This is a genomic window from Sulfuricurvum sp. MLSB (assembly GCF_000747095.1).
Lineage (GTDB): Bacteria > Campylobacterota > Campylobacteria > Campylobacterales > Sulfurimonadaceae > Sulfuricurvum.
Genome location: NZ_JQGL01000082.1, coordinates 1 through 2,929 on the forward strand (window position 1 = coordinate 1; position 2,929 = coordinate 2,929).

Sequence of the window (2,929 nt, forward strand, 5' to 3'; positions counted from 1 at the left end):
GTTACTCACACTTGTCATAAAATTGACGCGATTATAGCGCAGATGGCGTTAAAGAGGAATTAGAAGACTCCCCGCTTCTGCGGGGAAAGCAAAAACTATGTTACGAAAACGCCCGATTCAGTGCGCTGAACATCGCCTTGATCGAGGCAACGGTGATGTCATTATCGCATCCGACACCGAAAAATGTTTCCGGCAGCAGTGCGCCGGTCTGAATCTCGATGTACGCTACCGCTTCGGCGCTAGAAAGTTCCCCGCGCGAATGCTCGCTGTAAGAGAGGATTTTGAACGGATGGCTGTATTTTTGCATCAGCGCGTTTTTACACGCATCGATCGGACCGTTCCCCTGCCCTTCGCTTCGGATCGTTTTTCCGTTGTGACTGTATTCGAGAACACATTTCACAAGCTTGTCTTTCGCACTCTCGCTGATCACCGAATAATCGATGAACTCGATATCGTGCGGCTCTCCGAAATAGGTCTTCTCAAAAATCCCGAAAATCTCTTCGCTTGAAAGTTCCCGTCCGGCTTCATCCGTGATGTGCTGAACGATCCGTCCGATTTCGGGGTGCATTTTTTTCGGCAGGGAATAGCCGAATTTGTCTTCGAGGACGTACGCAACGCCCCCTTTGCCCGACTGGGAATTGATACGGATAATCCCCTCGTAATTGCGCCCCACATCCTGCGGGTCGATCGGCAGATACGGCACTTCCCAAAACGCGTCGTGTTTGCTGCGCTGATACGTCAGACCTTTGTTGATCGCGTCTTGATGCGAACCTGAAAACGCGGTGTATACCAACTCGCCCACATACGGATGGCGCACATGCGTCTCGATGTCGGTACATCGCTCGACGGTGCGCACTACCGTTTCCAAATCGCTGAAATCCAGTTCCGGGTCAACCCCTTGCGTGTACATATTGAGCGCAAGGGTGATGATGTCGACGTTCCCCGTCCGTTCGCCGTTGGAGAGGAGTGTCCCCTCGACGCGGTCGGCTCCGGCCAAAAGGGCCAGCTCGGTCGCCGCGACCGACGTTCCGCGGTCATTGTGGGTATGGGTCGAGATCAATACGTGCTCGCGGTTGGTCAAATGGCGGCTCATCCATTCGATCTGATCGGCATACACGTTCGGCGTCGCCATCTCGACCGTTGCGGGGAGATTGATGATCACTTTGCGCTCCTCGCTGATGCCCCAGCGATCTGTGACCGCATTACAGATACGGGCCGCAAACTCAAGCTCCGTTCCGGTGAAACTCTCGGGGGAATATTCGAGCATGATCTCGCCGTCGTGTTTGGCCGCGCGGGCTTTAACCATATCGACCCCTTCGAGGGCAAGGGCGATAATGTCGTCCTGCTCTTTTCCGAAAACGATCTTGCGCTGCGCGACCGACGTCGAGTTGTACAGGTGGACGATCGCTTTTTTGACACCCGCAAGCGCTTCGAACGTTTTGTCGATCAAATGTTCGCGGGCCTGCACGAGAACCTGAATCGTCACGTCATCAGGGATCAGTCGTTGATCTACCAACGTACGCAAAAAGTCGAATTCGACTTTCGACGCCGAGGGGAAACCTACCTCGATGTGTTTGAATCCGAGTTTCAGCAAGAGGGTGAAGAGTTCGAGTTTTTGGTCCAAGTTCATCGGCGTCACAAGCGCCTGATTTCCGTCACGAAGATCGACACTGCACCAAATCGGAGCGTGCGTAATCGTTTTGGATGGCCAAACACGGTTCGGCAAATCAACTTGAGGGTAAGGGCGGTATTTTCCCGCGGATGCATGTTTCATAATGAAACCTCTTTGTATATTTGAACTCCTCACGGCCCTTGCTGGTGGCATATGAGTGGCGTGATTATAGCAAAACAAGCGCTCAAAACAGTTGTGATGTTTAGAATATTGCGAACATTACGCGTCCGTTTCGGCCTCTTTTTTCATAAACCATACGTATGCCGCAATAATCGCTACGGCACCTGCCGCTAGCGTGATGGTGATTTCATGCAGGTACTCGGCGATCAGCGCTTCGTTGCCGCCGATAAAATAGCCCAATAATGCAAGTATCGCTCCCCACAATCCGGCTCCGAGCGCAGTGTAGGCGCTAAAGAGGGCCAGATTCATTCGGGCCAGCCCTGCGGGAACCGAGATAAGTTGACGCACCCCCGGAATAAGCCTGCCGATAAAAGTGGAAACGGCACCGTGACGCTCGAAGAAAACGTCCATTTTCTCCAGCGTTTTTTGCGAAATAAAAAAATAGCGGCCGTACCGTTCCAAAAAGCGCCGCCCGATCCACAATGCACCGAAATAGTTAATGTACGCACCGATCATGGATCCGACAAGTCCTGAGAAAATCACCAGCGATATATCCATTTTCCCCTGTGCGGCCAGATATCCGGCAGGGATCATTACCACTTCGCTCGGGAATGGAATAAATGAACTTTCGACGGCCATCAGTGCGACGATTCCCGCGTAACCAAGCCCTGCGACGGTGTCAACCAGCCACCCCGTCAATTCAGCCAACATGGCGCTCCTTTTCAATTGTTTCTATAATGTGCAAAGCCCCATAAGGAGCAATCAACTGAGCCAACCGCTCACTTTTCGGGCGGATATCGCTGAGAATCGCCTCTTGCAATTTGAAAGAGAGGTCGTCGCTTTGTCTCTCGCACCAGCCGCAATCGTATTTGAGAATATACTGGGCATTATGGAATTGATGGTCTGCCGCCGCATACGGAAAGGGGATATAAAACGTCGGAACCTGAGCCGCGCACAATTCCCACAAAGTACTCGCCCCCGAACGGCTGATGGCAAAATCGCTCCGCGCGATCAGTTCGGCGATCTGAGTCGTAAAACCGTACACTTCGGCGTCGATCCCCAGCTCTCGATAGGCGGCACGAACCCGCTCTTCTTCTTTGGCTCCACATTGATGAATGACGGTGATCCCTCCGCTTT

General features: G+C 52.7%; 3 protein-coding genes. All 3 read right to left on the reverse strand.

The window, feature by feature from the left end; translation table 11 throughout:
• Window positions 1-100: 100 nt before the first annotated feature.
• Complete coding sequence (leuA, locus tag JU82_RS06435; RefSeq protein ID WP_037948296.1) at window positions 101-1,774, reverse strand: 2-isopropylmalate synthase; 1,674 nt, start codon at window positions 1,772-1,774, stop codon at window positions 101-103.
• Between the two features lie 117 nt (window positions 1,775-1,891).
• A complete protein-coding gene (locus JU82_RS06440; protein ID WP_037948298.1) occupies window positions 1,892-2,503 on the reverse strand; it encodes a DedA family protein in 612 nt (203 codons plus the stop codon).
• The coding region (locus tag JU82_RS06445; RefSeq protein WP_037948301.1) for a UDP-N-acetylglucosamine--N-acetylmuramyl-(pentapeptide) pyrophosphoryl-undecaprenol N-acetylglucosamine transferase at window positions 2,493-2,929 on the reverse strand (437 nt) is incomplete at its 5' end. The genes JU82_RS06445 and JU82_RS06440, both read right to left, overlap by 11 nt.

Bases quoted from the DNA above. Each gene is read 5' to 3' on its own strand.
- JU82_RS06440 (WP_037948298.1), bottom strand. From the start codon at position 2,503: ATGTTGGCTGAATTGACGGGGTGGCTGGTTGACACCGTCGCAGGGCTT.
- leuA (WP_037948296.1), bottom strand. From the start codon at position 1,774: ATGAAACATGCATCCGCGGGAAAATACCGCCCTTACCCTCAAGTTGAT.